Annotated in this window: 26 protein-coding genes; 22 read left to right on the top strand and 4 right to left on the bottom strand. The window is 64.2% G+C overall.

The window, feature by feature from the left end; all coding sequences use genetic code 11:
* The first annotated feature begins 206 nt into the window (after positions 1-206).
* From AC1RR3_RS08390 to AC1RR3_RS08350, 9 genes are all read left to right on the top strand, one after another.
* Entirely contained in the window at positions 207-1,982 is a 1,776-nt protein-coding gene (locus AC1RR3_RS08390; protein WP_492821247.1) for an acetolactate synthase 3 large subunit, read from the top strand.
* 9 nt (positions 1,983-1,991) lie between these two features.
* Positions 1,992-2,945 carry a threonine dehydratase gene (locus tag AC1RR3_RS08385; protein ID WP_492821245.1) on the top strand — a complete coding sequence of 318 codons (954 nt, stop codon included), beginning with the start codon at positions 1,992-1,994 and terminating at the stop codon, positions 2,943-2,945.
* Positions 2,942-3,085: a hypothetical protein gene (locus AC1RR3_RS08380; protein WP_492821243.1), complete on the top strand. Its 144-nt coding sequence runs from the start codon at positions 2,942-2,944 to the stop codon at positions 3,083-3,085. Before AC1RR3_RS08385 ends, AC1RR3_RS08380 begins: the two co-directional genes overlap by 4 nt.
* 11 nt (positions 3,086-3,096) lie before the next feature.
* Entirely contained in the window at positions 3,097-3,639 is a 543-nt protein-coding gene (gene ilvN, locus AC1RR3_RS08375; protein WP_492821241.1) for an acetolactate synthase small subunit, read from the top strand.
* Between the two features lie 3 nt (positions 3,640-3,642).
* On the top strand, positions 3,643-4,338 hold the full coding sequence (locus tag AC1RR3_RS08370; RefSeq protein ID WP_492821239.1) for a class I SAM-dependent methyltransferase: 696 nt from the start codon (positions 3,643-3,645) through the stop codon (positions 4,336-4,338).
* Positions 4,339-4,386: 48 nt separating this feature from the next.
* Positions 4,387-5,262, top strand: coding sequence for an EamA family transporter (locus AC1RR3_RS08365; protein WP_492821237.1), 876 nt, complete (start codon positions 4,387-4,389; stop codon positions 5,260-5,262).
* A gap of 7 nt (positions 5,263-5,269) precedes the next feature.
* Entirely contained in the window at positions 5,270-5,872 is a 603-nt protein-coding gene (locus tag AC1RR3_RS08360; protein WP_492821235.1) for a LysE family translocator, read from the top strand.
* Between the two features lie 132 nt (positions 5,873-6,004).
* Positions 6,005-7,024 (top strand): ketol-acid reductoisomerase, encoded by a 1,020-nt coding sequence (ilvC, locus tag AC1RR3_RS08355; RefSeq protein WP_028145443.1) that lies wholly within the window; start codon positions 6,005-6,007, stop codon positions 7,022-7,024.
* Positions 7,025-7,509: 485 nt separating this feature from the next.
* Complete coding sequence (locus tag AC1RR3_RS08350) at positions 7,510-8,361, top strand: SDR family oxidoreductase (RefSeq protein WP_492821232.1); 852 nt, start codon at positions 7,510-7,512, stop codon at positions 8,359-8,361.
* A gap of 9 nt (positions 8,362-8,370) precedes the next feature.
* On the opposite strand, the gene AC1RR3_RS08345 is transcribed toward AC1RR3_RS08350, so the two are convergent.
* Positions 8,371-8,991: a hypothetical protein gene (locus AC1RR3_RS08345; protein ID WP_492821230.1), complete on the bottom strand. Its 621-nt coding sequence runs from the start codon at positions 8,989-8,991 to the stop codon at positions 8,371-8,373.
* A 106-nt stretch (positions 8,992-9,097) separates the two neighbouring features.
* Between AC1RR3_RS08345 and AC1RR3_RS08340 the strand changes: the two genes are divergently transcribed.
* The 3 genes from AC1RR3_RS08340 (at position 9,098) to AC1RR3_RS08330 (ending at position 12,166) form a co-directional block, all read left to right on the top strand.
* Complete coding sequence (locus tag AC1RR3_RS08340; protein WP_492821228.1) at positions 9,098-9,751, top strand: TetR/AcrR family transcriptional regulator; 654 nt, start codon at positions 9,098-9,100, stop codon at positions 9,749-9,751.
* A 193-nt stretch (positions 9,752-9,944) separates the two neighbouring features.
* Entirely contained in the window at positions 9,945-11,657 is a 1,713-nt protein-coding gene (locus tag AC1RR3_RS08335) for a sulfatase-like hydrolase/transferase (protein ID WP_492821226.1), read from the top strand.
* A 131-nt stretch (positions 11,658-11,788) separates the two neighbouring features.
* Positions 11,789-12,166, top strand: coding sequence for a rhodanese-like domain-containing protein (locus AC1RR3_RS08330; protein ID WP_492821224.1), 378 nt, complete (start codon positions 11,789-11,791; stop codon positions 12,164-12,166).
* 26 nt (positions 12,167-12,192) lie between these two features.
* Here AC1RR3_RS08330 and AC1RR3_RS08325 read toward each other — a convergent pair whose 3' ends face one another.
* Together AC1RR3_RS08325 and AC1RR3_RS08320 are read right to left on the bottom strand one after the other, a co-directional pair.
* Complete coding sequence (locus AC1RR3_RS08325; protein WP_492821222.1) at positions 12,193-13,752, bottom strand: glycine betaine ABC transporter substrate-binding protein; 1,560 nt, start codon at positions 13,750-13,752, stop codon at positions 12,193-12,195.
* Entirely contained in the window at positions 13,749-14,531 is a 783-nt protein-coding gene (locus AC1RR3_RS08320; protein ID WP_492821220.1) for an ATP-binding cassette domain-containing protein, read from the bottom strand. Before AC1RR3_RS08320 ends, AC1RR3_RS08325 begins: the two co-directional genes overlap by 4 nt.
* 119 nt (positions 14,532-14,650) lie before the next feature.
* Here AC1RR3_RS08320 and AC1RR3_RS08315 point away from each other — a divergent pair, with 119 nt between their 5' ends.
* A complete protein-coding gene (locus tag AC1RR3_RS08315) occupies positions 14,651-15,469 on the top strand; it encodes an ABC transporter ATP-binding protein (RefSeq protein ID WP_492821218.1) in 819 nt (272 codons plus the stop codon).
* Complete coding sequence (locus AC1RR3_RS08310; protein WP_492821216.1) at positions 15,469-16,254, top strand: ABC transporter permease; 786 nt, start codon at positions 15,469-15,471, stop codon at positions 16,252-16,254. The genes AC1RR3_RS08315 and AC1RR3_RS08310 overlap by 1 nt, the downstream gene beginning before the upstream one ends.
* A 48-nt stretch (positions 16,255-16,302) precedes the next feature.
* On the opposite strand, the gene AC1RR3_RS08305 is transcribed toward AC1RR3_RS08310, so the two are convergent.
* The gene (locus tag AC1RR3_RS08305) at positions 16,303-16,752 is read right to left on the bottom strand and encodes a cupin domain-containing protein (RefSeq protein ID WP_015684397.1); all 450 of its coding nucleotides are present in this window, start codon (positions 16,750-16,752) and stop codon (positions 16,303-16,305) included.
* A 139-nt stretch (positions 16,753-16,891) separates the two neighbouring features.
* Here AC1RR3_RS08305 and AC1RR3_RS08300 point away from each other — a divergent pair, with 139 nt between their 5' ends.
* The 8 genes from AC1RR3_RS08300 to AC1RR3_RS08265 all read left to right on the top strand — a co-directional run bounded on the left by AC1RR3_RS08300 (position 16,892) and on the right by AC1RR3_RS08265 (position 24,367).
* Positions 16,892-17,917, top strand: coding sequence for an ABC transporter substrate-binding protein (locus AC1RR3_RS08300; RefSeq protein WP_492821213.1), 1,026 nt, complete (start codon positions 16,892-16,894; stop codon positions 17,915-17,917).
* 29 nt (positions 17,918-17,946) lie between these two features.
* Entirely contained in the window at positions 17,947-18,651 is a 705-nt protein-coding gene (locus tag AC1RR3_RS08295; RefSeq protein ID WP_492821211.1) for an NUDIX hydrolase, read from the top strand.
* Between the two features lie 95 nt (positions 18,652-18,746).
* Entirely contained in the window at positions 18,747-20,081 is a 1,335-nt protein-coding gene (locus AC1RR3_RS08290; protein WP_492821209.1) for an ABC transporter substrate-binding protein, read from the top strand.
* A 15-nt stretch (positions 20,082-20,096) separates the two neighbouring features.
* Positions 20,097-20,864: an ABC transporter ATP-binding protein gene (locus tag AC1RR3_RS08285; protein ID WP_492821207.1), complete on the top strand. Its 768-nt coding sequence runs from the start codon at positions 20,097-20,099 to the stop codon at positions 20,862-20,864.
* A gap of 3 nt (positions 20,865-20,867) precedes the next feature.
* Positions 20,868-21,572: an ABC transporter ATP-binding protein gene (locus tag AC1RR3_RS08280; protein WP_492821205.1), complete on the top strand. Its 705-nt coding sequence runs from the start codon at positions 20,868-20,870 to the stop codon at positions 21,570-21,572.
* A 5-nt stretch (positions 21,573-21,577) separates the two neighbouring features.
* Positions 21,578-22,459 (top strand): branched-chain amino acid ABC transporter permease, encoded by an 882-nt coding sequence (locus AC1RR3_RS08275; protein WP_492821203.1) that lies wholly within the window; start codon positions 21,578-21,580, stop codon positions 22,457-22,459.
* Positions 22,456-23,475: a branched-chain amino acid ABC transporter permease gene (locus AC1RR3_RS08270; protein ID WP_492821201.1), complete on the top strand. Its 1,020-nt coding sequence runs from the start codon at positions 22,456-22,458 to the stop codon at positions 23,473-23,475. The genes AC1RR3_RS08275 and AC1RR3_RS08270 overlap by 4 nt, the downstream gene beginning before the upstream one ends.
* Positions 23,435-24,367, top strand: coding sequence for a polyphosphate kinase 2 family protein (locus AC1RR3_RS08265; RefSeq protein WP_492821199.1), 933 nt, complete (start codon positions 23,435-23,437; stop codon positions 24,365-24,367). Before AC1RR3_RS08270 ends, AC1RR3_RS08265 begins: the two co-directional genes overlap by 41 nt.
* The last annotated feature ends 98 nt before the right edge of the window (positions 24,368-24,465 follow it).

The following is a 24,465-nucleotide window of genomic DNA, read 5'->3' as shown; positions in this document are numbered from 1 at the left end:
CGCGCAACCTTTGGGATGCTGAGCACCTACCATGCGTAACATTATTACCAAACTCCTTATCGCCGTCGTACCCAGGCACACCGCCGGGGGTGGCTAGCTGCCATCCACATGACAGGCGGTGTGCATGGGCCCTCTTCGGGGCCTTTTTTATTTCCCGAACCCGACACGAATGAAGCCGCTGGCAACAGCGCATCCGGAGCAAGCCAATGAGTGACAAGAGCCACGATCCGAACCAGATGACCGGCGCCGCGATGATCGTCCGCGCGCTCATCGACCACGGCGTGACCGACATTTTCGGCTATCCCGGCGGCGCCGTGCTTCCGATCTATGACGAGATCTTCCAGCAGAGCGAGGTCCAGCACATCCTGGTCCGTCACGAGCAGGGCGCGGGCCATGCCGCCGAGGGCTATGCGCGCTCGACCGGCAAGCCGGGCGTTGCGCTGGTCACCTCCGGCCCCGGTGCCACCAATATGGTGACGCCGCTCACTGATGCGCTGATGGACTCGATCCCGCTGGTCTGCATCTCCGGCCAGGTGCCGACGCATCTGATCGGCAACGACGCGTTCCAGGAATGCGACACGGTTGGCATCACGCGTCCCTGCACCAAGCACAACTGGCTGGTGCGCGACGTCAACGACCTCGCAAAGGTGCTGCACGAGGCGTTTTACGTTGCGACCACGGGGCGTCCGGGCCCGGTGCTCGTCGATGTGCCCAAGGATGTGCAGTTCGCGACCGGCACCTATCATCCGCCGCGCAAATCCGACGTGCACCGCTCCTATGCGCCGCGCGTGAAAGGCGATGCGACGCAGATCCGCAAGGCCGTCTCGCTGCTCGCGAACGCCAAGCGCCCCGTGATCTATAGCGGCGGCGGCGTGATCAATTCCGGCCCCGAGGCGACCAGGCTGCTGCGCGAGCTGGTCGAGGTCACCGGCTTTCCGATCACCTCCACGCTGATGGGCCTGGGTGCTTATCCGGCGTCGGGCAAGAACTGGCTCGGCATGCTCGGCATGCACGGCACCTACGAAGCCAACATGACGATGCATGATTGCGACGTCATGCTGTGCGTCGGCGCGCGCTTCGACGACCGCATCACCGGTCGCGTCGATGCGTTCTCGCCGAACTCGAAGAAGATCCACATCGACATCGACCCGTCCTCGATCAACAAGAACATCCGGGTCGACGTGCCGATCATCGGCGATTGCGGCAACATCCTCGGCGACATCCTCCAGGTGTTCAAGGCCGAGGCGAAGAAGCCGGACATCAAGGCCTGGTGGCAGCAGATCGCGCAGTGGCGCGCCCGCAACTCGCTCTATTACAGGAAGAGCAACGACGTCATTCTGCCGCAGCACGCGATCCAGAGCCTGTTCGAGGCGACGCGCGGCCGCGACACCTACATCACGACCGAGGTCGGCCAGCATCAGATGTGGGCGGCGCAGTTCTTCGGCTTCGAGGAGCCGCATCGCTGGATGACGTCGGGCGGTCTCGGCACCATGGGCTACGGCCTGCCGGCCGCGGTCGGCGTGCAGGTGGCGCATCCGGACAGCCTCGTCATCGACATCGCGGGGGATGCCTCGGTGCAGATGACGATGCAGGAGATGTCGACGGCGGTTCAGTACGAGCTGCCGATCAAGATCTTCATCCTGAACAACCAGTATATGGGCATGGTGCGGCAGTGGCAGCAGCTGCTCCACGGCAACCGGCTGTCGCATTCCTACTCCGAGGCGCTGCCGGATTTCGTCAAGCTTGCGGAAGCCTATGGCGGCGTCGGCCTCCAGGTGCACAAGCCGTCCGATCTCGACGGCGCCATCCAGGAGATGATCTCGGTCAAGCGCCCGGTGCTGTTCGACTGCCGCGTCGCGGCGCTCGAAAACTGCTTCCCGATGATCCCCTCCGGCAAGGCGCACAACGAGATGCTGTTGCCGGAACAGGCCAATGACGAAGCCACGGCAAAGGCGTTTGCCGGCGGCAAGGCGCTGGTGTGAGGTTTCGAGATGTTTGATCTCAAGGAGCTCGAACGCGCCCACGAGATGGTCGGCACCGCCATGACGCCGACGCCGGCGCACGCCTGGCCGCTGCTCGGCCAGCGCTTGGGGACGCACGTCGTCGTCAAGCACGAGAACCACACGCCGACCGGCGCGTTCAAGGTGCGCGGCGGTCTCGTCTATCTTGACCGGCTGAAGCGGGAGCGGCCGAACGTGCTGGGCATCATCTCGGCCACCCGCGGCAATCACGGCCAGAGCCTTGCATTTGCGGCGCGGCGTCACGGCGTGCCCGCGGTGATCTATGTGCCCAAAGGCAATTCGGTCGAGAAGAACCATGCCATGCGTGCGTTCGGCGCCGACCTGGTCGAGCATGGTGACGATTTCCAGCTGGCGCGGGAGGAGGCCGGCCGCCGTGCGCAGTTCGAAGGCCTGCACATGGTGCCGTCGTTTCATCCCGACCTCGTGCTGGGTGTCGCGACCTACGCGCTGGAGCTGTTTCGCGCGGCGCCTGATCTCGACGTACTCTACGTTCCGATCGGGCAGGGCTCCGGCATCAGCGCCTGCATCCTGGTGCGCGACCTGCTCGGCCTGAAGACCGAAATCGTCGGCGTGCAGTCGACCGAGGCGCCGTCCTATGCGCTGTCATTCGCTGCCGGCAAGGTCGTGACGACCGAGACCAGCAACACGCTGGCCGACGGCGTGGCGACGCGCTTTCCGGACGCGGAAGCCGTCGCGCTGATCCGGAAGGGCGCTTCCCGCATCGTGCAGGTCACGGATGACGAGGTTGCCGCCGCGATCCGCGCCTACTGGACCGATACGCATAACCTCGCCGAGGGCGCCGGCGCTGCCGCGCTCGCCGCGGCGCTTCAGGACAAGACAAAGCTGTCGGGCAAGCGCGTCGGTCTCGTGCTGTCCGGCGGCAATATCGATTTCGATCTGTTCAAGCAATGGGTGGTCGCATGATCGCGCCAGCGCTTGCCAATAACTCCGCTGTCATTGTCCGGCTTGACCGGACGATCCAGTACGCCGCGGCCGTCGTGGGAATCTCGGCGCTGGTGATTGCTGGATGCCTCGCCTGCGCCGGGCATGACAGGAAAGAATAGAGGGGACGACAATGAACCAGCCGGCATCCGCCTATTTCATCGAGGAGCGCCACGATCCCAACGAGACGCACACGCTCGCGGTGCTCGTGCAGAACGAGCCCGGCGTGCTCGCGCGCGTCATCGGCCTGTTCTCCGGCCGTGGCTACAACATCGAGAGCCTCACGGTCTCGGAGACCGAAGCCCAGAAGCATCTGTCGCGCATCACCATCGTCACCACGGGCACGCCGATGGTGATCGCGCAGATCAAGCACCAGCTCGACCGCATGGTCCCGGTCTACCAGGTCGTCGACATGACCCAGACCAAGCGCTCGATCGAGCGCGAGCTGGCGATGGTGAAGGTGCGCGGGCAGGGCGAGCATCGCGTCGAGGCGCTCAGGCTGGCGGATGCGTTCCGCGCCCGCGTGATCGACGCCACCACCGAGAGCTTTGTGTTCGAGATCACAGGCAATACCGACAAGATCAATCAGTTTATCGACCTGATGCGCCCGCTCGGCCTTGTCGAGGTGTCGCGCACCGGCGTTGCCGCGATCGGCCGCGGGCCTGAAGGGATGTGAACCATGCTGGCGCGCGACTGGTACTATAATGAGCGGAACCGGATGGGCATCGGGCCCACGGTGGCGTCGATCTACGACTCCCACGACGATGCCGATCTGCGTGCGCGCGCCGCGCTGAAGATGTTGGGCGTAGAGCGGGGCTGGCGGATTGCCGATATCGGCTGCGGCAACGGCGTGCTGGCGACCGAAGCGTCGCTGATGGGCGCGCAGGTCGATGCCATCGATATTTCGCCGGCGATGCTGGCGCTCGCAGAGATCTATGCGCGGGACCGCAAGACCAAGGTCGCGACGCAGTCGGCCGGCCTGCTCAGCTTCGCCTACCAGCCGGAATCCTACGATTTGATCGTCAGTGAGTTCACGCTGCATCATCTGCCGGATTTCTGGAAGGCGGTGGCGATGTCACGGATCTTTCGCGCGCTGAAGCCGGGCGCGACCTTCTATCTGCGCGACATCGTCTATGCGTCGATGCCCGATGCAATCGAGCGCGACGTCGAGCAATGGGCCGACTTCCATATCAAGAACCACGATTTCGCGCGCGAGAGCGTGGTGGCGCATATGCGGGACGAATATTCCACCTTCGGCTGGGTGATGGAGCGGATGCTGACCGACGTGGGCTTCACGCTGGTCTCGGCCGACTATCACGCGCCGATGCATGGCACTTATCTGCTGCGGAAGCCGAAAGCCGGCGAGCAAGGCTAGACCAGAACAACAAACAGGCTGCACGACAGAGCAGAACCGGGAACAACAATGAAGCCGGCCGACACCCTCATCGCCATCCTGGTGGCGATCATCTGGGGGCTTGCCTTCGTGGCGAGCCGGATTGCGCTCGACGAGTTTTCGCCGGAGCTGATGACCGCGATGCGCTTCACCATCGCCGCGGTGCCGTGCCTGTTCATCCCCAAGCCCAAGGTCGCCTGGTCGCTGCTGATCGCGATCAGCTTCACGCTTTTCCTCGGTCAGTTCCTGAGCCAAGCCTATGGCATCGCCCACGGCGTGCCGGTGGGCTTGACCTCCGTCGTCGTGCAGAGCCAGGCGTTGTTCACCATCGGCCTTGCCGCGATCGCATTCGGCGAGCGGCCGACGCCGGTGCAGGCGCTGGGCATCGTCATCGCAGCGGCCGGCCTGCTGATGATCTGTGGCACCGTCGGTTATGATTTCAGCGTTAGTGCCTTCGCGGTGCTGATGATCGCGCCGATCAGCTTTGCGATCGGCAACGTTCTGTTGCGTGGTGCCCGTGGCGCACCGATGTTCGACCTGTTCGCCTGGCTGTGCCTTGCCTCGGCCGTGCCGCTGTTCGCGCTGGCGCTGGTCGTCAACGGGCCGGCGCCGACATGGACATCGCTGGCGCATATGTCGCTGACCGCCGCGCTGTGCATGCTGATGCTCGGCGGCATTTCCACCAGCATCGCCTACTGGCTCTGGGGCCGGTTGCTGCGCGACTATCCGGCCGCCCACGTGGTGCCGTTCGCGCTGCTCGTGCCGTTTGTCGGCTCGCTCGCCTCCAGCATCGTGTTCGGCGAACGGTTCGGGCCGTTGCGTCTGGCCGGCATGGTCACCGTGATCGGCGGTATCGCGGTGATGGTGCTGGTGAAGCGTCCGCAAGTCCTGCCGAAGACGGCATGAGGTGATGATGGCCTACTCGCTCTTCTATGCCTTCCTCGCCTTCATGGTGGTGATGTACTTCACCCCCGGGCCGAACAACATCATGCTGCTGGCCTCGGGCCTGACCTACGGCTTCCGGCGCACCATCCCGCACATCGCCGGCATCGTCATCGGCTTTGCCTTCATGGTCGCTGCGGTGGGCCTCGGGCTCGGCACCGTGTTCCTGGCCTATCCCATCCTCCAGACCATCCTGAAATATGCCGGCGCGGCCTATCTGATCTATCTCGCTGCCGCGATCGCCATGTCCGGCCCGACCACGCCGGGCGGCGACAGCGGCCGCGGCCCGATGACCTTCTGGGGCGCCGCGATGTTCCAGTGGATCAACGCCAAGGGCTGGGTGATCGTGATCGGCACCATCACCGCCTATGCGGCGATTGCCCAGTTTCCGGTCAACATCGCGATCCAGACCCTGATCAGCCTGCTCGTGGGCACGGTCTCGACCGTGGTCTGGGCCCTGTTCGGCACTGCACTACGGCCGGTCCTGACCTCCGAGCGGCTGGTCCGGGCCTTCAACATCGTGATGGCAATCTTGCTGCTCGCCTCCCTCTACCCCGTTTTTATGGATGCATGATGTCGCGGATTTCCATGCAGAAACGGGTTTCCTTAAGGGGCCAAAATGCTCTAGACAGCCCCCGAAATCCGCAAATTTCGCCCTTCGGACACTGACCTTTGGCCGATTCTGGCCCTGAATGAGGAAACGACTATGCGTGTTTATTACGATCGCGACGCCGACCTGAACCTGATCAAGGGCAAGAAGGTCGCCATCGTCGGCTACGGTAGCCAGGGCCACGCCCATGCGCTCAACCTCAAGGATTCCGGCGTCAAGGACGTCGCCATTGCGCTGCGCAAGGACTCGGGCTCGGTCAAGAAGGCGGAAGCCGCCGGCTTCAAGGTGATGGAAGTCGCCGAAGCCGCCAAATGGGCCGACCTCGTCATGATGCTGACCCCGGACGAGCTCCAGGGCGACATCTACCGCGAGCACCTGCACGACAACATGAAGAAGGGCGCCGCCCTCGTGTTCGCGCACGGCCTCAACGTCCACTTCAACCTGCTCGACCCGCGCGCCGACCTCGACGTGCTGATGATCGCGCCGAAGGGCCCCGGCCACACCGTGCGCTCGGAGTATCAGCGCGGCGGCGGCGTGCCCTGCCTGATCGCGATCGCCAAGGACGTCTCGGGCAACGCCCATGATCTCGGCCTGTCCTACGCCTCCGCTGTCGGCGGCGGTCGCGCCGGCATCATCGAGACCACCTTCAAGGAAGAGTGCGAGACCGATCTGTTCGGCGAGCAGGTCGTGCTCTGCGGCGGTCTGGTCGAGCTGATCAAGGGCGGCTACGAGACCCTGGTCGAAGCCGGCTACGCTCCGGAGATGGCCTATTTCGAGTGCCTGCACGAAGTGAAGCTGATCGTCGACCTGATCTATGAAGGCGGCATCGCCAACATGAACTACTCGATCTCGAACACCGCCGAGTACGGCGAGTACGTTACCGGCCCGCGCATCGTCACCGCCGAGACCAAGGCCGAGATGAAGCGCGTTCTCGCCGACATCCAGGGCGGCAAGTTCGCCCGCGACTGGATGCTCGAGAACAAGGTCAACCAGACCTCGTTCAAGGCGACCCGCGCCAAGCTCGCCCAGCACCCGATCGAGGAAGTCGGCGCCAAGCTGCGCGACATGATGCCCTGGATCAAGAAGGGCGCGCTGGTCGACAAGTCGAAGAACTGAGGTTTGCATTCCCCGGACGCAGCGGCGCGTAAGCGTGCGCTGCTGATCCGGGACACGCGAGCGAAAAACACAAGCTTCGCTCGCCAAACCAAATCTTAAACCTTCACGACTATATTCGAGCGGGATCGCAAACAGCGGTCTCGCTCTTTTCTACTCGCGCGAAGCATTGCTGCTTCATTCAAATTCTTCGCGAGTTGAAGTGGCCTCCGAGCACGAAGAACTGACGCCTAAACCACATTCTTGGTCTGGCGTCGTTTTTCAGAACTTTTTCAGAAACCTCCAATCGCCAAAAGCGCTGCGTTTTCAGAGTCGAGGATTCGGCTCTTCATCCGCATTTTGAAGGCGCATTTGATCTGATGTCGCGACGCTCGCGCGCCGCTTCATCTTAAGAACCGACATAGGCTGCGCTGGCTGAGAGTCGGGGCGGCATTGCGCACCGGTACCTTCCTCCTACATGATCCCGGGAACTCTTGGGGGGAAAGACCATGCGATCCGTCGTCGTCACCGGCGCGTCCACCGGCATCGGCTGGGCCATTGCAAAATTCCTGATCGGGCGCGGCTATCGCGTCTTCGGCAGCGTTCGCAAGCAGGCCGATGCCGACCGGCTCACGCGTGAGTTCGGCACCAATTTCACGCCGCTCTTGTTCGACGTTACCGATGAGGTCGCAGTCCTGGCTGCTGCGCGAACAGTCCGCGAGGCGCTGGGCGGCGAGACGTTGGCGGGCCTCGTCAACAATGCCGGTGTCGCGGTCGCCGGTCCCGTGCTCGAATTGCCTGCCGCCGATTTCCGCCGCCAGATGGACATCAACGTCATTGGACCCGTCATCGCGACGCAGGCTTTCGGGCCACTGCTCGGTGCGGACCGGTCGCTGAAGGGGCCGAAAGGGCGGATCGTGATGATCAGCTCGGTCGCGGGCAAGAACGGCAATCCGCTGTCGGCGCCCTACTGCACCTCCAAGCACGCCGTCGAGGGCCTCTCGGAGAGCCTGCGCCGCGAACTGATGCTGTTCGGCATCGACGTCATCATCGTCGCCCCCGGCGCGGTGAAGACGCCGATCTGGAGCAAGGCCGAAGAGATCGATCTCTCCGTCTACAAGAACTCGCCCTATCTGCCGGCGTTGAACAAGGTCATGGCGTATATGATGGCGCTCGGCGCCAATGGGCTGCCCGCCGAGCGCATCGCCGAAATCGTGTTCGAGGCGCTGACGGCGGCAAGCCCCAAGGTCCGCTACCAGATCACGCCCAACCGGATGCGTCATCTGATGGCGGTCGTGCTGCCGAAGCGGACGCTCGATCGGATCATCGCCAAGCAGCTCGGACTGCTGCCGCAGGGCTGACGCCCCGCTTCAGCGGGCCACGACGGTCCGTTCGCGTGGATGGGCAGCCATCGCGATCAGCCGCAGTGCCATCACGGCAAGCAGCGGAACGAGGAAGGCGGCATAGAGCGGCATCGCCGGCACGCGCTTGCCGAACGACACCATGAACTGGAACCAGAGGTAATAGCCGCCGGTGAGGTGCAGCGCGCGCCAGGCGCGGGGTCCGAGCAGCGCGGCGGTGCGGTCGAACGAGGTCGCGCTCATGGCGATGATGATGGCATAGCCGATGCCGCCGAAGATGTAGGAAGCGGCCGACGTCGCCTCCGCAAAGCCGGAAGGATCCATGCTGGCGAACGCGGCAATCGCAATTGCATGGACGGTGTGGGAGACGGCAAAACTCAGGCCCAGATAGCGGCGGTTGCGGCGTTGCCAGCGCGTCCAGGCATTCGGCCACAGCCGGGCGAGAGCCGCGGCGCTGAAGGCGAGGCAGAACAGCAGCAGCGAGCTTCTCGCGGTAAAGCGGATCACCATCCGTACGCCCTCGACCTCGAACTGACGCATCGAGGCGATCCACAGGCTGAGCGCGATAAGGCTCAGTGCGAGGACGGCCAGCAGCCGCCAGCCTTCGAACCAGTTTTGACGTCGCGACATGGCAATCTCCTCCATTATGTAATCATCGATTACATTTCGGCATAGCTGTCCCGTCAACGGTGTAATCGCTGCTTACATTCACGTTCGGGTGATGCTAGGAAGCGCCATGCCTGCCCGACAGCCTCCCAAGCCTCGCGCCCGCCGCCAAACGCCCGAAGCCCGGCCGTACCATCACGGCGACCTCCGCCGCGTCCTCATCGACGCTGCGCTGCAGCTGGCAGCCGAGGGCGCCGAAGTCTCGGTCCGCGAGGCCGCGCGTCGTGCAGCCGTGTCGCCGGGGGCGCCGTTCCGGCACTTCCCCAACCGCGATGCGCTGATGGCGGCGGCGGCCGAGGAGGCGCAGCGGCGCTTCCGTGCCGAGATCGAGGTAGCGCTGGGCGAGGCTCCGGCCACGGATCCGCTCGCGCGTTTCCGCGCCTTTGGCCTTGCCTACTTGCGCTGGGCGATGCGCAACCCGGCTCATTTCGAGATCATCTCGACGGGGCGCTACTTCACCCATGGCAGCTCTGCGGAGCTGACCCGCGACAATGCCGAGCTGGTCGCGCTGACGGAGCGGATGCTGACGGATGCGGCAGAGCAGGGCCTGCTGTGGCCGGATGACCTCAAGCGGGTCCAGATCGCCGGCCGCGCCCTGGTCTACGGTTTTGCCCGGATGAATCTCGATGGGCATTTTCCGCGCTGGGGCGTGGAGGCGGGGGAGATCGAGCGGATGGCGGAGGGAGTGATCGATCTGTTCATCGCCGGGATCGCCAAGCGCTAGCGTTGCTCGCCGTGCGGCACATTCGCCGCGTGCTAACATTAAGCGAAGGTCGGACCGGGAACACGCGTTGCTTGTCCTTGACCATTCAATTACAGTTTTGTGACACGGTGCAGGCTTTCCGGCTGCGCCGAACGCCGCAGGCCCGCCAGGCGGCTTGGCATTTCCGCGCCGGACCAGCTGTTGCGTGTCGTCGATGGCGTCCGCGCCCAATCCAGGTCCTTCTGCCACGACCGCCGTGCTGGCGAGCGTCGCCGCGCTCGGAATCTGGCGGCTGCTGGCGGTTGCCGCCCCGCACCTCGCAGCGCTCGGTCTGATGTACGAGACCGAGACCGATTTCGGCGCGCGGCTGTCCTTCGTGCTCGCTTGGGGCATCCTCAACTTCTTCTGGATCACGCTATTGCGGCGGCCGGCGCTGTCGGGTGCGCTGTCGCTGACATTGGTCGTCGTGCTGGTGCTGCTGTCGCGGCTCAAGCACGACGTCGTGCAGATGACGGTCAACTTCATCGACCTGATGATGATCGACCGCGACACCGTCGCGTTTCTGTTCACGATCTTCCCGAATTTGCGCTGGTCGGTAATCGGAGCCGGCCTCGTCACGCTGCCGCTGATGTACGCGCTGTGGTGGCTCGATCCGTTCCGCATCCGCCGCCTGCCGGCGCTTGCCTGCAAGCTCGCCTGCCTTGCCGCGCTGGTCGGCTATTCGCTCTATCAGCCGGACGAAGCCTGGCGCGGCTATTACGACGACGGCTATCTCTCGAAATTCTTCCGCTCCGGCGTCACCGCCGTGTCCGACTTCGCGCAATACGGCTTCATGGAATCGGCAGCCTCGACCAATGAACGGCTCAACATGCCGCTGGTCGATGCCTGCCATCCCACCGGCCGCCGGCCGAACATCATCATGATCCATGATGAATCGAGTTTCGACATCCGCGCCGCGCAGGGCATCAAGGTGCCGCAGGGCTATGGCAGCCACTTCAAATCCTGGGACGGCAAGCAGCGCACGTTCCTCGCCGAGAGCAATGGCGGGCCGAGCTGGTTCACCGAATACAACGTGCTTGCGGGGCTATCGTCGCGCTCGTTCGGCCGCTTCGCCTATTTCGTGACGCGCATCGCAACGGGCCGCGTCGAGCGTGGCCTGCCGCTGGCGCTGCGCCGCTGCGGCTATGACACCCTGTCGCTCTATCCCGCCTATGGCGGCTTCATGGGCGCGCGCAGCTTTCAGATGACGACCGGCGTCGAGCGCTTCCTCGATTCGAAGGATCTCGGCGCCAAGGACGTCGAGCCGGACTCTTTTTTCTACGACAAGGCGCTTCAGCTGATGGGCCTGCAGCCGCCGAACAAGCCGCTGTTCACCTTCATCTATCTTGGCGCCAATCATTTTCCCTGGGAGACGCGCTTCCGCCCGGACCTGATGCCGACCTGGCGCGCGCCGGGCAACGTGGCGTCGATCGACGAATATCTGCGCCGGCAGGCCATGAGCGCCGAGCAGTACAAGATTTTCGTTGCCGGCCTGAAGAAGAATTTTCCGGGCGAGCCCTTCCTGATCGTACGTTATGGCGATCATCAGCCCGAGTTTGCACCTGCCATCCTCGAGCCGCGGCTCGACGAGGGTGCCATCGGCAAGAAGCTGGATGCTTATGATCCGCGCCTCTACGCGACGTATTACGCGATCGACGCCGTCAATTTCGAGCCGGTCAAGAGCGAGGCCGTGATGGACACGATCGACGGTCCGTACCTGCCGCTGGTCATCCAGGAAGCCGCCGGCATTCCGCTCGACCCGTCCTTCGCCGAGCAGAAGGACATCATGCTCCGCTGCAAGGGCACCTTCTACGGCTGCAAGGACGGCGCCGAGGCGCGCCGGCTGAACCGCCTGCTGATCAATGCGGGCATGATCAGGGGGCTGTAGCCTCTATCATCGTCATCCTTCGAGGCTCCGCGCGCTGTTTGCCTCGCGCTGTCCTCCGAACGATGGACGCGGTGAAAGACGATGCCGGCTAGTGGGGGCGTTCGACAAACCGCGAACCCAAGGAGAAGTCATTGGCAATATCCGTGAAGCAGATGCTGGAGGCCGCCAACGCGGCCGTGCCGAAGATCACGCCGGCACAAGCCAAGGAGATGATCGGCAAGGGCGCGCTCGTGCTCGACGTGCGCGATGCGCCTGAGATCGAGAAGAGCAGCAAGATTCCCGGCGCCCTGAATATCTCCCGCGGCATGCTGGAGTTTCGGGCCGATCCGGACTCGCCCTATCACGACAAGGCGCTAGCCAAGGACAAAGTCGTGATCCTCTATTGCGCCTCCGGCGGTCGCTCTGCTCTCGCCGGCAAGCTGCTTCAGGACATGGGCTACGGCCACGTCTACAACGTCGGCGGCTTCAAGGACTGGGTCGATTCCGGAGGGGCAACCGAGAAGGCGTAGCAAAGGCGCCGGCGCGGAGCCATGTTCTAGCGCCGGCCCACCTTTTCCCACAGCCATTTCGCCACCGCATCCGGCGACGAATTCGCGTCGTTGCCGCTGGCGCGCAAATTGGCCTCGCGCATCGTGGCGATATCGATTTTGCCGAGCAGCGGGTTCAGCGCCGTCTTGAGCCGCTCGTCGCCGGCGCGTTTCGGCGCGAGCAGCAGGATCGCGTCGTAGGGTGGGATCGCTTGCCTGGGATCGTCGAGCACGACGAGGTCGTATTTCGCGATCAGCCCGTCGCTGGTGTAGCCGGCGATGACGTCGACCTCGCCGCTGGCGACCGCCGCGTACATGAAGTCCGGCTGCATCTGGCGCTGGGCGCGGAACGACAGCCCATAGGCCTTTTGCAAAGCCGCCCATTCAGGGCGCGAGAAGAACTCGTAGTCGCCGGCAATCGACATCGTTGACGCATGGGCGGCAAGATCGGCGATGGTGCGAATACCGAGCGCTTCAGCGCGCTTCCTCGGCACCACCAGCGCATAGGCGTTCTCGAAGCCGAGCTCGCCGAGCAGGGTGATGTTGTCCTTGGCAAGCGCCGTCTTCAAATCCGCGAGCAGCTCGGCGCGCGGCTTGATGTCGGTGCGATGGAGCTGGTTGGCCCAGAGCGTGCCGGAATAATCGACATAGAGATCGACGTCGCCCGCCTTCAGCGCCTCGAAGATCACGCTCGAGCCGAGGCCCGAGCGCGCGGTGGCCGGCAGGCCGGCCGTCTTGAGGCGATCCCTGAGCAGGGCTGACAGCACATATTGCTCGGCGAAGGTTTTTGCACCGACGACGTAGCCCTGCGATGAGCGGCCCATCGACGGCACCAGCGCCGCCGCGACCAGCGCCGCGATCCCGACCGCGCCGAGCCCGGTACGCAGGCGGCTGCGGCGGCGCAGTCCGCCCTCGATCAGGCCGAGCAGCTGATCGACGGCGAGCGCCAGCAGGGCGGAGGCAAAACAGCCGAACAGGACGAACACCCAGTTCTGGGTCTGAAGTCCTGCAAAAATGTAATTGCCGAGGCTGGTCTGCCCGATCGGGGTCGAGAGCGTCGCGGTGCCGATCACCCACACCGCGGCGGTGCGGATGCCCGCCATCATCACCGGCAGCGCCAGCGGCAGCTCGACCATGACCAGCGACTGCCGCGCGGTCATGCCGACTCCCTCAGCGGCTTCGATCAGCGCCGGGTCGATGCCGTTTAGCCCGGTGATGCCGTTGCGCAGCACCGGCAGCATCGAATAGAGCGCCAGCGCCAGCATCGCCGGCAGGAAGCCGAACGCGGAGAAGGACACGCCGAACCAGGCGAGTGTCAGGGAGGCCGCCGCGAGCAGCAGTGGATAGAACAGCGCGAGCAGCGCCAGCCCCGGCACCGTCTGCACGATGCTGGCGAGCGCAAGCAGAATGGCGCGCGGTGCAGGGCGGTTACGGGTCAGGATCGCGAGCGGCAGGCTGACGGCAAGGCCGAGCGCGAGCGCGGCGAGGCTGACCTGCACATGGTTGCCGAGATAGTCGGGCAGATGCGACAGCGCATCGCCCCAGCGCGGATCGGTGAACAGGCTCATGCCGCACCGCTCTGCGGCAATAGCGCGTTCAGCCGCTCGACCTGGCGCCGCGGCGTGCGCAACAGCTCCAGCACATAGGCGTCGCCGCTTGTGGAGAGTTCCGCGGGCGTGCCCTGCGCGAGCAGCTTTCCGTTGCGCATCACCGCGATGCGGTCGGCGAGCAGGATGGCCTCCGTCATGTCGTGCGTGATCATGACGGTGGTCAAGCCGAGCTTGCGATGCAGCGAACGATAATCGTCGCCGAGCGCGTCGCGGGTGAGGGGATCGAGAGCGCCGAACGGCTCGTCCATCAGCACGATGCGCGGTTTTGCCGCGAGCGCCCGCGCCACGCCGACGCGCTGGCGCTGACCGCCTGAGAGTGCCTCCGGCAGGCGGTCGCGATGCGCGGCCCTGTCCAGCTGCACGAGCTCCAGAAGTTCGTCGACGCGCGCTGCGATCGCCGCAGCCGGCGCGCCCAACAGCTTTGGCGTGATCCCGATATTGTCGGCAACGCTCAAATGCGGGAACAGCCCGCCGCTCTGGAAGACGTAGCCGATCCGCCGCCGCAGCGCGACCGGATCGACGTTCCGCACGTCCTCGCCCTCGACCGTGATCGCGCCGGCATTGGCCTCGATCAGCCGGTTGGCGAGCCGCAGCAGCGTCGTCTTGCCCGAGCCCGAGCCGCCGACGATGGCCAGAAACTCACCCTCGGCGATGTCGAGCGATACGTCGTCCACGGCCTTGAGGCGACCGAAGCTCTTGGTGACCTCTCGGTAGCTGATCGCCGGCTTGGAAGGCATCGCGGGTGGGCTCTAGGAGGGGAAGGGGGCGGCAAGATCCCATGCGTAGCACGCTTGGCGCCTTGATTGAACTTGGCCGCGCGAGCGGCTAAGGCATCGACCGAGTTCGGAGGAAACACATGACAACGCCCACGGCAGTGGCGCTGGAAGATGCCAAGGTCGCGTTCCGGCTGGGGGACGACCGGGTCTATACGGCGGTGGAGAAGGCGCATCTTTCGGTGGCGCAGGGCGAGTTCGTCGCCATTGTCGGCCCGACCGGCTGCGGGAAATCGACGCTACTCAACGTCGCGGCCGGCCTGCTCAAGCCCGCCGCCGGTAGCGTCAAGATTTTCGACCAGCCGCTTGCGGGGCTGAACCGGGATGCCGGCTATTTGTTCCAGGCGGACGCACTGTTCCCCTGGAAAACCGCGCTCGACAACGTCGCAATCGGGCTTGAGATCCATGGCACGCCGCGCACTGAAGCGTTGTCGCGGGCGCAGAAATGGCTGACGTCGGTGGGCCTGGGCGCCTTCGCGGGTCGCTATCCGCACATGCTCTCGGGCGGCCAGCGCAAGCGTGTGGCGCTGGCGCAGGTCTTGATCCGCGACCCGAATATCCTGCTGATGGACGAGCCGTTCGGACCGCTCGATGCGCAAACGCGGCAGGTGATGGGTAATCTCTTGCTCGATCTCTGGAACGCCGATCGCAAGGCGGTGCTGTTCGTGACCCACGACCTCGAAGAGGCGATCGCGCTGGCCGACCGCGTCGTGATCATGTCGGCCGGGCCGTCCTCGCACATTATCGGCGACTGGCGCGTGACACTGCCACGCCCGCGCGACATTTTCGAGGTGCGGCTGGACAAGGAGTTCCACGCACTCCACCGCGAGATCTGGAGCGTACTCAAGGATGAGGTGATGAAGGGCTACGCGCAATCCACCCAAGCGGCGGAGGCGGTCTGATGTCGCGCGTGACGCTGCTTGCGCTGCAAGTCCTTGTCGCGGTCGTCTGCCTCGCACTTTGGCAGCTCCTTGCGACCGTGCCGGTGTTCGGCAAGATCCTGCTGCCGCCGTTCTTTTTCTCGAAGCCCGTCGACGTTTTCGCCCAGATCGTGAAGTGGTTCTCGTCCGGCGTGATCTGGAGGCATCTCGGTATCACGCTGACCGAATCGGTGCTGGCCTTCGTCATCGGATCGGCCGGCGGCGTGCTGATCGGCTTCTGGTTCGCGCGCCAGCCGCTCGTTGCCGCCGTGTTCGATCCTTACGTGAAGATGGTCAATGCGTTGCCACGCGTGGTGCTTGCGCCGATCTTCGCGTTGTGGCTGGGCCTCGGCATCTGGTCCAAGGTCGCGCTTGGCGTGACGCTGGTATTCTTCATCGTGTTCTTCAACGTCTATCAGGGCGTGAAGGAAGTCAGCCGGACCGTGCTCGACAACGGCCGCATGCTCGGCATGAGCGAGCGGCAATTGATGCAGCACGTCTACTGGCCCTCGGCGCTGTCCTGGATGTTCTCGTCACTGCATACGTCGGTCGGCTTTGCCGTGGTCGGCGCCGTCGTCGGCGAATATCTGGGATCTGCGGCGGGGCTCGGCTATCTGATCCAGCAGGCCGAAGGCGTGTTCGACGTTGCCGGCGTATTTGCCGGCATGTTCGTGCTGTCGGCCTTCGTCATCCTGATCGATTATGGCGTCACGCTGGTGGAGCGTCGCCTGCTGGTGTGGCGGCCGGCTGTGGATGGTCGCGGGTAGCCGCAAAAGGGGCCCGCGCATCGGCGCGAGCCCCGACATTGTGAAACCCTAGTCCAGCAGCTTGGTATCGTCGGGCGCCTGCGGCGGCGTCTTGATCGCGATCGCCTTGACCTGACCGCTGATCGGCTTGGTCCCGCCATGCGGCGTGCCCTTGGGGATGATCACGAGGTCGCCCGGCTTCACCGTGACTTCCTTGTCGCCGAGCCAGATCGTTCCGGTCCCGTCCAGGATGTACTGGATCTCGTTGGTGTTGGGATGCATGTGCTTGGGCACGTTGCCGACCTGGATCGAGATGGTGGCGCCGTCGGCGCTCGCGAACATTTTTGAGCGGTAGCCGACATTGTTGGCAGGGCCGAGCGCGTCGCCCTCCATCTCGCCGGTATGGATGATCTGTGCGGTGACGTTCTCGGCGGCCAGCGCCGGCCGAAGCAGCTGGTTGGCGCCGCATCCGGCCGCAAAGGCGGCGGCGATCGACAGCCCGATTGCAAGGCGATTCATGGATAATCCTCCCCATCAAGAATTGTTCTTGTGGACCCATGCTATTGCGCGGAAAGGCCGATGGCGAGTCGCACTTAGGCAGTGCTTCTCAAGCCAGTCCCGCTGCTTTATGGTGCCGCCAGCCGAACGGAGGAAACCAATGAAGAACACGATTGCCAGGCTCGCTGGTGCGCTGCTCGCGCTGACGCTCACCACCGGTCTTGCCGCGGCGCAAAGCAAGGTGACGGTCGCGGTCGGTGGCGGCGCCTGCCTGTGCTACCTGCCGACAGTGCTGGCCAAGCAGCTCGGCGAATATGAGAAGGCCGGCCTCAATGTCGAGCTCGTGGACCTCAAGGGCGGCTCGGATGCGCTCAAGGCCGTGCTTGGCGGCAGCGCCGACGTGGTTTCCGGCTATTTCGACCATTGCGTCAATCTGGCCGCCAAGAAGCAGGAGCTTCAGGCCTTCGTGGTCTATGACCGCTATCCCGGCCTCGTGCTGGTGGTCGCGCCGTCGCGGACCAATGACATCAAGTCGGTCAAGGACCTCGCCGGCAAGAAGGTCGGCGTCAGCGCGCCCGGCTCCTCCACCGACTTCTTCCTGAAATATCTCCTCAAGAAGAACGGGCTCGATCCCGCCGGCACCGCCGTAATCGGCGTCGGCCTCGGGGCTACGGCCGTGGCCGCGATGGAGCAGGGCCAGCTCGACGCGGCCGTGATGCTCGATCCCGCCGTCACCGTGCTCCAGGGCAGCCACCCGGACCTGCGCATCCTCAGCGACACCCGCACGCAGAAGGACACGCTCGAGACGTTCGGCGGGGAATATCCGGGCGGCGCGCTGTACTCGACGGTGGCCTGGATCAATGGCCACGAGAAGGAAACGCAGGCGCTCACCAACGCAATGCTTGCCACGATCGCCTGGATCCATTCGCATTCGCCTGAGGAGATCATGGCGAAGATGCCGGAGGAGATGGTCGGCAAGAACAAGGAGCTCTATCTCGCCGCACTGAAGAACACGATCCCGATGTTCTCCGAGACCGGCAAGATGGATCCGAAGGGCGCCGATGCCGTGCTCGCGGTGTTCAGCGTCGGCTCGCCCGAGGTCGCTAACGCCAAGATCGACGTCAGCAAGACCTTCACCAACAAATATGTCGAGCAGGCCAAGAAGACCACGGGGAGCGCCAAATAACTGACGCGAAGGCATTGTAAACAGGCGTCATGACGTCATTGGTCATTCATCGCGTTACGACGCTTGATCTTGCGGTGCGGCCGATCGTCTGGCCGTTCGCTGAGGCGCGGCGCGCCGAGATCGCAGCGCATTTTGCCGAGAAACAGCGTGAGCGGCCAAAAATCTGGAACGGCCGCGTCCTGCTGGGACGCGATGCCGTGTTCTCGGACGGTCATCTTTCGGCGACCTATTTCGAGATCGATTTCGCGGACTTCCTCGCCTGGCGCGACTGGGGCTACCCCGACAAGGCGGTGTTCAACGGTTTTGGCATGGGCGCGCTGCGCGCCTCCGACGGTGCCTTCGTGATGGGCGAGATGGCCCAGCATACCGCCAATGCCGGCCGCATCTATTTCCCCTCGGGCACGCCGGACCTCGACGATGTCAGGGACGGCGCACTCGACATTCCCGGCAGCGTTGTCCGCGAACTCGGTGAGGAAACCGGTCTGACGACTGCCGACTACCAGATCGAGCCCGGCTGGCACTGTGTCGCCACCGGTCCGTCGATTGCAATGATCCAAATCATCAACCTGGACATGCCGGGTGAGGCGGCCCGTGCCCGGATCGAAGCCAATCTCGCGCGCGAGGACGAGCCGGAGCTATCGGCCATCCATCTCGTGCGCGGTGTGAGTGATCTCACGCCGTCCATGCCGCGATTTGTCACGGCCTTCGTCGAGCAGCAGTTCGCTTCGCGCTGATGCGCGAGGCTTGACATCGCTGCGCGCAGCCCATGTGATGGGCCAAAAAGCAAAAGCAAGAAGAATGCAATGCACAATCGTCCAGGGAGGTTTAGATGCGCCTGCGCATGGCTGCCCGTTTGGTACGTGGGCTGTTGGTCGCGATATCAGCGACGGGCTTGATGGCTTCGGCCGAGGCCCAGGACAAGGCTCAAGACAAGGCTCAAGAGAAGAAGATCAAGATCGGCGTCGTGTTCGACCTGACCGGGCCACTCGCAGGCGGCGGGTCCGAGCTCAACTATGTCGGCGCCAAGATCATCCTCGATCATTTCGCCAAGACCGGCGTTGAGGGCTACAAGATCGAGGCGGTCTACGCCGACGCCCAGAGCAAGCCCGACATCGCCATCAACGAATCCGTCCGCCTGCTCGAGCAGGAGAAGGTCGACATGGTGCTCGGCTTCTTCTCCTCCGCGCAATGCGTGCCGGTCGCGGCCCGCGTCGAGCAGCTCAAGAAGTTCATGTGGATGACGACCTGCATCTCGTCGGCCGTGTTCAACGAGAAGGGCTACAAATACGTCTTCCGCCCGCAGGCGAGCGGCGACCAGTTCGGCATGATGACGATGGATTTCATCGCACAGAATGCCAAGGCGAAGTTCGACAAGGAGCCGAAGGACCTGCGCGTCGCCATCATCCATGAGGACGGCGCCTATGGCGTCGATGTCTCCAAGGGCAACGAAGTCGGTGCCAAGAAGGCAGGCTTCAACGTCGTGATGAAGGAGGGCTATTCGGCGACCGCGCCCGATCTCTCCGCGCTGGTGACCAAGCTGAAGCGCGCAAAGCCCGACGTGATTTTCCACACCGGCTACAACCCCGACATCACGCTGTTGCTGCGGCAGGCCCGAGAGCAGGGGCTGAAGTTCGGCGCGCTGATGGGGCATGGCGCGGGCTACGGTGTCTATGAGAAGCTGAAGGAGGGCATGGGCGCGGACGCCACCTACATCTTCAACACCGATCCGATCTCGATCTGGCTCGCCAACCAGAAGACCATGGACCCCAAGCTTCCGGCCGTGATCAAGATGGTCGGCGAAGAGTTCGACAAGATCAAGCCCGGCGTTGCGATCCGTTCAGCGCATGTCGGCATCGGTGCCTCCAACACCTATGTCTTCATGAGCGACGTGCTGCCGCGCGCGATCAAGAAATATGGCGGGGTCGATCCCGATGCGCTGCGCAAGGCGGCGCTCGACACCGACATTCCCGAGGGCGGCACCATGCTGGGCTTCGGCGTCAAGTTCTACGGCGAGGGCACGCCGATGTCTGGCCAGAACGAACGCTCTTTTCCTGTCGTGATCCAGTACATCGACGATAAGTCCTCCGTGGTGTGGCCCAAGAGCCAGGCGCAGCGCGAGGCCGTGCTGCCGCTGCCCAAAGGCACCACCTATAGCAACCAGTAGCGGCGGAGAGCTGAGGTGCTGGACGTCAGTGGGCTGGTGAAGCGGTTTGGCGGCTTCACGGCCGTGAACAACGTGTCGTTCAAGGTCGATCAGGGCGAGATCCTCGGCCTGATCGGGCCCAACGGCTCGGGCAAGAGTACGATCTTCAACATGCTCTCCGGCACGCTGGCGCCGACCTCAGGTTCGATCCTGTTCGCGGGACACGAGATCGCCGGTCTTGCGCCACACCGGATCATCAACCGCGGCATCGGCCGCACCTTCCAGATCCCACGCCCCTTCCGCCGCCTGACCATCTTTGAGAGCGTCGCGCTCGCTGGCTTCTACGGCCAGGGCCGCCACAGCCGCGTCAAGGCCGAAGAAGCGGCCGAGCGAGCGCTGGCGATGGTCGGCCTGCCGACCGATCGCCATGCCAGCGTTGACGGCCTCGGCGCAGCCGGGCTGAAGAAGCTCGAATTGGCGAAAGCACTCGCCACTGCGCCAAAGCTCCTGCTCGCCGACGAGAGCCTCGGTGGTCTCGACGAGGCCGAGATGGGGCAGGCCGCCGACATGCTGCGCAACATCCGCGACGAGCTCGGCATCACCATCATCTGGGTCGAGCACATTATGGGTGTGCTGATGCGCGTCGTCGATCGCGTCATGGTGCTCGATCACGGCGAGAAGATCTCGGAAGGCCTGCCGAGCGCCGTTGCCGGCGATCCACGCGTGATCGAGGTCTATCTCGGCACCGATGCCGAGACCACCCAGGCCGCGGCCGCCGCAGCGCGCCGCCGGGCGGGAGGCTAGCCGATGCTGGAGCTCCGCGGCGTCAACGCCGGCTATGGCACTTTCCAGGCGCTGTTCGACGTCAATCTCGACGTGAGGGCCGGCGAGGCCGTCGGCGTGATCGGCCCGAACGGTGCGGGCAAGACCACCTTGATGCGCGTGATCTCCGGCCTGATCCGCCCCTCGCGCGGGTCGATCGCGATGGAGGGCGTCGATGTCGTGGCGACGCCGCCGCACAAGATCGTCAGCCTCGGCATCGCGCATGTGCCGGAAAACCGGCGGCTGTTTCCGCAGCTCAGTGTCGACGACAATCTCAAGATGGGCGCCTTCATGAAGGAAGCGCGCGGTCACTATGCCGAGCGGCTGGAGGTCGTGTTCGACCTGTTCCCGCGCCTGAAGGAACGCCGCCACCAGATGGCCGGCACCATGTCCGGCGGCGAGCAGCAGATGTGCGCGATCGGCCGCGCGATGATGTCCAATCCAAAGCTGCTGCTGCTCGACGAGCCGTCGGCGGGGCTGGCGCCGGTCGTGGTGCAGCAGGTGTTCGAGCTGGTGAAGCGCATTCGCGCAAGTGGTCTGACGGTGCTGATCGTCGAGCAGAACGTGCAGCAGGTGCTGCGCGTGGTCGACCGCGCCTATCTGATCGAGGCCGGCACGATCCGCAGCTCAGGCACCTCGGCGGAGATGCTGGCGAGCGACACGGTCAAGGAAGCATATCTCGGGGTGTGAGGTTCATGCAGGGGTTCCTGGACATTTTCGACATCTACCTGCTGGAGGCCGTGATCAACGGCATCCTGCTCGGCGGCGTGCTGGCGCTGCTGGCGCTCGGGCTCAATCTGATCTTCGGCGTCATCGACGTGACCTGGATCTGCTACGCCGAGCTCGTGATGATCGGCATGTACGCCATGTATTTCCTGGTGCAGTATTACGGCCTCAGCTATTTCGTCGCGGCACCGTTCACCATTCTTCTGGTGGCGATGCTCGGCGCGGCGCTGCACTACCTCGTGATCGCGCCGCTGCTCACCGCGCCGCCGATCAACCAGCTGCTCGCCACCGGCGGCGTGCTGTTCGTGCTGCAGAGCTTTGCCACCGTCGCCTTCGGCATCGACTTCCGCAATCTCGGCATCCGCCTGCCGGTGCTCGCCTTCGGCGAGATGAACTTCAGCTATGCACGGCTGCTGTCGTTTCTGGCGGCGCTGGTCGGCATGGTTGCGGTGTATCTGTTCATGACGCGCACCTTCACCGGCACCGCGATCCGCGCCATCTCGCAGGACCGGCAGATCATGGCGCTGATGGGCGTCGACACCAAGAGGATCTACCTCATCACGTCCGCACTCGGCGGCGCGCTGGCCGGGCTCGCCGCCTGTCTGCTGGTGCTGCAATATGATGTGCATCCCTTCGTCGGCCTGTCGTTCGGGCCGATCACCTTCCTGATCTGCGTGCTCGGCGGCCTCGGCAATTTCATCGGCGGCTTTATCGCCGCCTTCGTGTTCGCCGAGATCATCTCGCTCGGCGGCCTGTTCTCCGATCTCGAATGGGGCTACGTGCTCGCCTTCGCCTTCTTCATCGTCATGATGTTCATCCGGCCCGCGGGCCTGCTTGCGAGGCGCCGATGATGGGGCAGGGGCGGCTGGCGGCATGGGGGATCGGACTGGCGGCGCTGATTGCGCTGCCCTTCGTCTATCGCGATCCCTATCATCTGCATATCCTGGTGCTGATCCTGATCTGGTCGTTCGCCTACACGTCGTGGTCGATGATGGGACGGTTCGGCCTGGTCTCGCTCGGTCATGGCGGCTTCATGGGCATCGGCGCCTATGTCACGGCGCTGCTCTGGAATCATCTGGGCTGGTCGCCCTGGATCGGCATCCCCCTCGGCATGGTCGCGGCCGGCACGCTGGCGCTGATCGTCGGCTATCCCTGCTTTCGCTTCCGCATCACCGGACACTATTTCGTGCTGGTGACGCTGGCGCTGTCCGGCATCGTGCTTCAGGTCATCACCGCGACGCGCGACTATACCGGCGGCTCGCTCGGCTACACGCCGAACCGGGCATCCGGCAGCAAGCTGCTGGCTCTGCAATTCGACGACAAGATCACCTGGTACCTGATCGCGCTCGGGGTCTGGCTGTTCGGCATATTGGTCTGGCACTGGGTCGACCGCAGCATGGCGCGCTATGCGCTGGAGGCGATCTCGGAGGATGAGGACGCCGCGGCCGCGGCCGGCGTCGACGTCACCGCGGAGAAACTGAAGATCACGCTGCTGAGCGCGCTGATGACGGCGCTGGCGGGTGCGATCTACTGCCAGTACCAGATGTTCATCACGCCCGACACCGTCAGCGGCATCGCGGTGTCGCTCCAGATGGTGTTCGCAGCGATCGTCGGCGGCCTGTTCGTCTCGCTCGGCCCGACCGTCGGCGCCATCATCACGATCCTGCTGGCCGAGACCTTGCGCATCGGCTTCGGTACCAAGGCGGTCGGCTGGGACAATTTCGTCTACGGCGTGCTGCTGGTGCTTTTCATCATATTCCTTCCCAAGGGCATCCTTGGTAGCGTGCTCGACCGACTGAAGCCGCAACGCAAGGTGCCCCGCGCCCATGAGCAAGAAGCCGTCCAAATCGCTCGCCCAGGAACTTGACCGCTACATCACGCCATTCCGCTACGATGGCGCGGGCAAGTTTCATCTCAAGGCGCACAAGACCAACGAGAAGGGCGATCTCGACAAGGAGAAGGCGCAGGAGATTCTCGACGCCAACAAGAAGCGGCTGACCGAGTTCCAGGAGAAGCTCTATGCCCAGGACCGCTGGTCGCTGCTGATCGTGTTCCAGGCGATGGACGCGGCCGGCAAGGACAGTGCCATCAAGGCGATCTTCGAGGGCATCAATCCGCAGGGCTGCGAGGTCACGGCCTTCAAGGCGCCGAGCAGCAAGGAGCTCGACCACGACTTCCTCTGGCGCCATGCCATCGCGCTGCCCGAGCGCGGCCATATCGGCATCTTCAACCGCTCCCATTACGAGGAATGCCTGGTGACGCGCGTGCACCCGGAGATCCTCGCCAAGGAGAAGCTGCCGCCGAAGCTTGTGACCAAGGAGATCTGGAAGGAGCGGTTCGAGGACATCTCGGCCTGGGAACGCTATCTCTGCCGCAACGGCACCGTGGTGCTGAAATTCTTCCTCAACCTCTCCAGGGAGGAGCAGCGCGAGCGCTTCCTCGACCGGCTGAACGAGCCGTCCAAGCAATGGAAGTTCTCGATGGACGACATCAAGGAGCGCGCGCTGTGGCCGCGCTATCAGGCCGTGTATCAGGACATCGTCCGCCACACCGCGACGCCTCATGCGCCGTGGTATGTCGTACCGGCCGACCACAAATGGTTCGCCCGCGTCGTGATCGGCTCGGTGATCAATGCCGCGCTCGAAAAACTCGATTTGCGCTTCCCCCGCGCCGACAAGGCCTCGGTGGCGGAGTTCGACGAGGTGCGCAAGGCGCTGGAGAAGGAGGAGGGGAAGGGCGGCAAGAAGCAGTCGAAATGAAAACAGCGAAAACAACCCCATGCACAGTAGCCGAGGATAGTGGAATCAATGACTTGCGGGCGAGCGGGAAGGGAGTTCGGATTTTAAGAAGTTTGCTT

Source organism: Bradyrhizobium sp. GW821-FHT13H05 (assembly GCF_058804065.1).
This window is presented reverse-complemented; position numbering and strand designations above follow the sequence as displayed.

What these genes read in the sequence shown, in the direction of transcription:
- AC1RR3_RS08325 (WP_492821222.1), bottom strand. Translation starts at nt 13,752, where the DNA reads ATGAGCCTGTTCACCGATCCGCGCTGGGGCGATGCGCTGTCGCATCTG.
- AC1RR3_RS08280 (WP_492821205.1), top strand. Translation starts at nt 20,868, where the DNA reads ATGCTGGAGCTCCGCGGCGTCAACGCCGGCTATGGCACTTTCCAGGCG.
- AC1RR3_RS08385 (WP_492821245.1), top strand. Translation starts at nt 1,992, where the DNA reads ATGTTTGATCTCAAGGAGCTCGAACGCGCCCACGAGATGGTCGGCACC.
- AC1RR3_RS08365 (WP_492821237.1), top strand. Translation starts at nt 4,387, where the DNA reads ATGAAGCCGGCCGACACCCTCATCGCCATCCTGGTGGCGATCATCTGG.
- AC1RR3_RS08370 (WP_492821239.1), top strand. Translation starts at nt 3,643, where the DNA reads ATGCTGGCGCGCGACTGGTACTATAATGAGCGGAACCGGATGGGCATC.
- AC1RR3_RS08340 (WP_492821228.1), top strand. Translation starts at nt 9,098, where the DNA reads ATGCCTGCCCGACAGCCTCCCAAGCCTCGCGCCCGCCGCCAAACGCCC.
- AC1RR3_RS08320 (WP_492821220.1), bottom strand. Translation starts at nt 14,531, where the DNA reads ATGCCTTCCAAGCCGGCGATCAGCTACCGAGAGGTCACCAAGAGCTTC.
- AC1RR3_RS08335 (WP_492821226.1), top strand. Translation starts at nt 9,945, where the DNA reads ATGGCGTCCGCGCCCAATCCAGGTCCTTCTGCCACGACCGCCGTGCTG.
- AC1RR3_RS08310 (WP_492821216.1), top strand. Translation starts at nt 15,469, where the DNA reads ATGTCGCGCGTGACGCTGCTTGCGCTGCAAGTCCTTGTCGCGGTCGTC.
- AC1RR3_RS08360 (WP_492821235.1), top strand. Translation starts at nt 5,270, where the DNA reads ATGGCCTACTCGCTCTTCTATGCCTTCCTCGCCTTCATGGTGGTGATG.
- AC1RR3_RS08265 (WP_492821199.1), top strand. Translation starts at nt 23,435, where the DNA reads ATGAGCAAGAAGCCGTCCAAATCGCTCGCCCAGGAACTTGACCGCTAC.
- AC1RR3_RS08345 (WP_492821230.1), bottom strand. Translation starts at nt 8,991, where the DNA reads ATGTCGCGACGTCAAAACTGGTTCGAAGGCTGGCGGCTGCTGGCCGTC.
- AC1RR3_RS08390 (WP_492821247.1), top strand. Translation starts at nt 207, where the DNA reads ATGAGTGACAAGAGCCACGATCCGAACCAGATGACCGGCGCCGCGATG.
- AC1RR3_RS08315 (WP_492821218.1), top strand. Translation starts at nt 14,651, where the DNA reads ATGACAACGCCCACGGCAGTGGCGCTGGAAGATGCCAAGGTCGCGTTC.
- AC1RR3_RS08350 (WP_492821232.1), top strand. Translation starts at nt 7,510, where the DNA reads ATGCGATCCGTCGTCGTCACCGGCGCGTCCACCGGCATCGGCTGGGCC.
- AC1RR3_RS08295 (WP_492821211.1), top strand. Translation starts at nt 17,947, where the DNA reads ATGACGTCATTGGTCATTCATCGCGTTACGACGCTTGATCTTGCGGTG.
- AC1RR3_RS08270 (WP_492821201.1), top strand. Translation starts at nt 22,456, where the DNA reads ATGATGGGGCAGGGGCGGCTGGCGGCATGGGGGATCGGACTGGCGGCG.
- ilvC (WP_028145443.1), top strand. Translation starts at nt 6,005, where the DNA reads ATGCGTGTTTATTACGATCGCGACGCCGACCTGAACCTGATCAAGGGC.
- AC1RR3_RS08275 (WP_492821203.1), top strand. Translation starts at nt 21,578, where the DNA reads ATGCAGGGGTTCCTGGACATTTTCGACATCTACCTGCTGGAGGCCGTG.
- AC1RR3_RS08380 (WP_492821243.1), top strand. Translation starts at nt 2,942, where the DNA reads ATGATCGCGCCAGCGCTTGCCAATAACTCCGCTGTCATTGTCCGGCTT.
- AC1RR3_RS08290 (WP_492821209.1), top strand. Translation starts at nt 18,747, where the DNA reads ATGCGCCTGCGCATGGCTGCCCGTTTGGTACGTGGGCTGTTGGTCGCG.
- AC1RR3_RS08300 (WP_492821213.1), top strand. Translation starts at nt 16,892, where the DNA reads ATGAAGAACACGATTGCCAGGCTCGCTGGTGCGCTGCTCGCGCTGACG.
- AC1RR3_RS08305 (WP_015684397.1), bottom strand. Translation starts at nt 16,752, where the DNA reads ATGAATCGCCTTGCAATCGGGCTGTCGATCGCCGCCGCCTTTGCGGCC.
- ilvN (WP_492821241.1), top strand. Translation starts at nt 3,097, where the DNA reads ATGAACCAGCCGGCATCCGCCTATTTCATCGAGGAGCGCCACGATCCC.